Origin of the sequence: Nocardia thailandica NBRC 100428, from assembly GCF_000308795.1 — a bacterium.
GTDB classification, from domain to species: Bacteria; Actinomycetota; Actinomycetes; order Mycobacteriales; family Mycobacteriaceae; genus Nocardia; species Nocardia thailandica.
This window is the reverse complement of the sequence record NZ_BAGK01000215.1, coordinates 1-5,260: the sequence shown is the minus strand read 5'-3', so window position 1 is coordinate 5,260 and position 5,260 is coordinate 1. Positions and strand designations below refer to the sequence as shown.

Annotated in this window: 1 protein-coding gene; it reads left to right on the top strand. The window is 77.0% G+C overall.

Annotated features, from left to right (window positions below):
- On the top strand, positions 1 to 5,260 hold a 5,260-nt coding region (locus ON36_RS24545; RefSeq protein ID WP_157224996.1), incomplete at both ends, for a non-ribosomal peptide synthetase.

Below are 5,260 nucleotides of genomic sequence, written 5' to 3'. Positions count from 1 at the left end.
GACGCTCCGCCGCACACCGCGCTCACCTACGGCGAATTCGGTGCCCGGGTCGCCCGGCTGGCGCGCCACCTCATCGGGCTCGGGGCCGGTCCCGGCACCCGGGTCGCGGTGGCGTCGCGCCGCGGCGTCGACCAGCTCGTCGCCGTGCACGCCGTGCTGGCCGCCGGCGCGGCCTACGTGCCGGTCGATCCCGATCATCCGGCCGAGCGCACCGCCTACGTGCTGGAGCGGACGGCACCGGTCTGCGTCGTGGCGTGCGCGGACGCCCGCCCGCCGGCCGGGGACATCCCCGTCGTGGTCGACCCGGCGCTCGACGACCTGTCCGGCGAGCCCGTCACCGACGCCGACCGCCTCGCCCCGCTCACCCCGGCCGACACGGCCTACGTGCTGTTCACCTCCGGCTCCACCGGCCGCCCCAAGGGCGTGGCGGTGTCGCACGCCGCCGTGGTCAACCAGCTGCGCTGGCTGCAGCGCACCTACCGGCTCACCGCCGACGACGTGGTGCTGCACAAGACCCCGTTCACCTTCGACGCCTCGGTGTGGGAGCTGCTGTGGCCCCTGCAGGCCGGCGCCCGCCTCGTCCTGGCCACCCCGGACGGGCACCGCGACCCGGCCTACCTGGCCGAAGCCACCGCCCGCCACAGCGTCACCGTCGTCCAGTACGTGCCCTCGGTCCTGGCCGCCGTCGTCGCCGAGGACGCCACCGCCCGCACCGGCGCGCTGCGCCTGGTCTTCGCGGGCGGCGAGGCGCTGCCGACCGCGCTGGCCCGCACCGTCGCCGAGCGGACCGGCGCGCGCGTGGTCAACCTCTACGGACCCACCGAGACCGCCGTCCAGGTCACCGCGCACGAGGCGGGCGCCGAACCCGGCGCCGTCGTGCCCCTCGGCGGACCGGTCGCCAACACCCGCCTGCACGTCCTCGACACCCGGCTGCGCCCGGTGCCCGACGGGGTGCCCGGCGAGCTGTACGTCGCGGGCGCGCAGCTGGCGCAGGGCTACTTCGGCCGCCCGGCCCTGACCGCCGACCGCTTCGTCGCCGACCCGGCGGGCGACGGCGAACGGCTCTACCGCACCGGCGATCTCGTCGCCTGGCGCCCCGACGGCGCGGGCCGCCGCGTGCTGCACTACCTGGGCCGCACCGACCTGCAGGTCAAGCTGCGCGGCCTGCGCATCGAGCCCGCCGAGATCGAGACCGCGCTGACCGGCGTGACCGGCGTCGCCCAGGCCGCCGTCGTCGTCCGCGCCGACGACGGCAGGCCCGAGCAGCTCGTCGCCTACGTCGTGACCACCGCCGAGGTCGGCGCCGCCGACCTCGACGCCGCGGTCGCGGCCACCCTGCCCTCCTACATGGTGCCCGCGGCCTACGTGTTCCTCGACGCGCTGCCGGTCACCGCCTCGGGCAAGCTCGACCGCCGCGCCCTGCCCGCCCCCGACCTGCCCGAGGTCGCCTACCGCGCCCCCGCGACCGCCGTCGAGGTGACGGTGGCCGCCACCTTCGCCGGCGTCCTCGGCCTGGAAAAGGTCGGCGCCGACGACGACTTCTTCGCCCTCGGCGGCAACTCGCTGCTGGCCACCCAGGTCGCGGCGCGGCTCGGCGCCGCGCTCGACGCCACCGTGCCGGTGCGCACCCTGTTCGACGTCAGCACCGTGAGCGGTCTCGCCGAGCGCGTCGGCGCGCTGCGCGGCACCGGGAACCGGCGCGGTCCGGTCGCGGGCGCGCGGCCGGAGCGCCTCCCGCTCTCGCCGGCCCAGTCCCGGCTCTGGTTCCTGCACCGGTTCGCCCCCGATTCGGTCGCCCACCACATCCCGGTCGCGCTGCGGCTGACCGGCGAGCTCGACGTGGCCGCCCTGCGCGGTGCCCTCGGGGATCTCGTCGCCCGGCACGAGACCCTGCGCACCACCTATCCCGAGATCGACGGCGCCGGAACCCAGCTCGTCGGCGCGCCGTTCGTCCCGGAACTGCCGGTGACCCGCGTCGCCCCCGACGCCCTGCCCGGCGCGGTCGCGGGGGTGACGGCCGTGCCGTTCGACCTCACCCGGGAAGCGCCCGTGCGCGCCGCCCTGCTGCGCGTCGCCGACGAGGGGCCCGAGCACGTCCTCGTGCTCGTCGTGCACCACATCGCCGCCGACGGCTGGTCGCTCGGCCCGCTCACCCGCGACCTGGTCGCCGCCTACTCCGCCCGCCGCGCGGGCACCGCCGCCGCCCTGCCCCCGCTGACCGTGCACTACGCCGACTACGCGGTCTGGCAGCACGAGAGCCTCGGCAGCGCCGAGGAGGCGGGCACCGCCCTGAACCGCCAGCTGTCCTGGTGGACCGAGCGCCTGGCCGGGCTGCCCGACGTGCTGACCCTGCCCGCGGACCGCCGCAGGCCCATGGTCGCCTCCGGCGCGGGGGCCACCCTGCACACCCGCCTCGACGCCGGGCTGCACGCGCGCGTCGAGGAACTGGCCCGCGCGCACCGGGCCACCCCGTTCATGGTGCTGCACGCGGCGCTGGCGGTGCTGCTGGCCCGCCTGTCCGCGGGCACCGACATCGCCGTGGGCACCCCCGTGGCCGGGCGCGGTCACCGCGAACTCGACGAGCTGGTCGGCATGTTCGTCAACACCCTGGTCCTGCGCGCCCACATCGACCCGGCGGCCTCCTTCGCCGCCCTGCTCGACCGGGTCCGCGCCGACGACCTCGACGCGTTCGCCCACGCCGATCTGCCCTTCGAGACGCTCGTCGACGCGGTGAACCCGGCGCGCTCCCAGGGCTATTCGCCGCTGTACCAGGTCTCGCTCGCGCTGCAGAACCAGCGGCAGCGCGCCTTCGACCTGCCCGGCCTGCGGCTCTCGGCGGTCGAGCTGCCCGACGCCCCGATCGAGACCGACCTCGACTTCACCTTCGTCGACCGCTTCGACGCCGCGGGCGCCCCGGCGGGCCTCGATCTCGAACTGCGCTACGCCACCGACCTGTTCGACGAGACCACCGCCGCCGGCCTGGCGCAGCGCCTGACCCGGCTGCTGTCGGCCGCCACCGCCGACCCCGCCACCCCCGTCGGCGACCTGCCCCTGCTCGGCCCCGACGCGACCGCCGAGCTGACCGCCGCGGGCCACGGCGACGTGGTCGACCTGTCGGCCGTGCTCGCCGGGCTCGGGCTCACCGCGCCGCTGGCCGCGGACTTCGTCACCGCCGCGGCCGCCCGCGCCCCGCACGCGGTCGCGGCCCGCTGCGACGGCGAGGAGATCACCTATCGCGAGCTGGCCCGCCGCGCCAACCGGCTGGCGCGGCGGCTCATCGCCTGCGGGGTCGGCCCGGAGACCGCGGTCGCGGTGGCCGTGCCGCGCGGCCTCGACCTGCTCGTCGTGCTGCACGGCGTGCTCGCCGCGGGCGGCGTCTACGTGCCCGTCGACCCGGCCCAGCCCGCCGACCGCATCGGGCACGTGCTCGCCACCGCCGCGCCCCGGGTGGTGATCGCCGCCGACGCCGCCGACCTGGCCCACGTCGAGCTGGCCGACTCCGACACGGCCTCGGTGCATTTCGCCGCCGCCTCCCGGGCCGGTGCCGTGGTGCTCACCGTCGCCCAGCTCGAGGACCCCGCCTTCGGCGCGGTGTCGGACGCGCCGGTCACCGACGTGGACCGCATCGCCCCGCTGCACCCCGACCACCCCGCCTACGCGCTGTTCACCTCCGGCTCCACCGGCCTGCCCAAGGGCGTGCTGGTGCCGCATCGGGCGCTGGTCAACGAACTGTGCTGGCTGCGTGGCGAATACGGCTTCACCGCGGCCGACCGCTTCCTGCAGCGGGCCGCGCTGACCTTCGACGTCTCGATCTGGGAGCTGCTCGGCCCCGCGCTCTACGGAGCCACCCTGGTCCTGCTCCGCCCCGGCGGGCACCTGGACCTGGACTACCAGGCCCGGGTGCTCCGCGAGGAACGCGTCAGCGTCGTGGAATTCGTGCCGTCGGTGCTCGCGGCCCTGCTGGCCGAGGGCCTCGGTGACGCCCTGCGCGAGCTGCGCGTACTGCACCTGGGCGGCGAGGAGCTGCCGCCCGCGCTGGCCGAGACGCTGGTGCGGATGCTGCCCGGCGTCGCGCACAACACCTACGGGCCGACCGAGGTGGCCATCTCCTCGACCTACGCGCCGCTGGAGGCCGCGGGCGGGGGCGACGTGCCGATCGGCAGGCCGACCTGGAACACCCGCGGCTACGTGCTCGACGAGCGGCTGCACCCGGTGCCCGCCGGGGTGCCGGGCGAGCTGTACCTGGCGGGCGACCAGCTCGCGCGCGGCTACCTCGGCAGGCCCGACCTGTCCGCGGACCGGTTCGTCGCCGACCCGCACGGCGCGCCCGGCGCCCGGATGTACCGCACCGGCGACCTGGTGCGCCGCACCGCCGCCGGCGAGCTGGTCTACCTGGGCCGCAATGACTTCCAGGTCAAGATCCGCGGCCTGCGGATCGAGCTCGGTGAGATCGAGGCCGCCCTCGGCGACGCCGCGGGCGTGAGCCACGCGGCCGTGCTCCCGGCCACCGACGCGGGCGGGCGGCAGTGCCTGGTCGGGTACGTGGCGGGCGCGGTCGACCCCGAGGCGGTGCGCGCCCACGTCGCCGCGCGGGTGCCCGCCTACATGGTGCCCGCGCACCTGGTGGTGCTGGACTCGGTGCCGCTCAACAGCTCCGGCAAGCTCGACCGCAAGCGGCTGCCCGCCCCCGACCTGTCGGCGGCCGCCGCCTACGTCGCCCCGGCGCCCGGCGCCGAGACGGTGCTGGCCGGCGTGGTCGCCGACCTGCTCGGCGTGGCGCGGATCGGCGCCACCGACGACTTCTTCGCCGTCGGCGGCAATTCGCTGCTGGCCATGCGCCTGGTCGCCCGGGCCAACGCCGCCCTCGGCAGCGGGCTCGCCGTGCGCGACGTGTTCGACGCGCCCACCGTGCGCGGCCTCGCCGCCCGCTCCGCCGACACCGTCGCCGAGCTGCCGCCGGTCACCGCCGGACCGCGCCCCGACCGGATCCCGCTGTCCCCGGCCCAGACCCGCATGTGGCTGCTGCACCGCATCGACCCCGACTCGGCCGCCTACACCCTGCCCGTCGCCCTGCGCCTCACCGGCGACCTCGACGTGGCCGCGCTCGGCGCCGCCGTCGCCGACGTCCTGGACCGCCACGAGTCCCTGCGGACGGTGTTCCGCGAGGACGAGACCGGCCCGGCGCAGGTCGTGCTGCCGACCGCCGAGGCCCTGGCCCGCCTGACCGAACCCGGCGCGTCCGGGATCCGGGTGGCGCCCG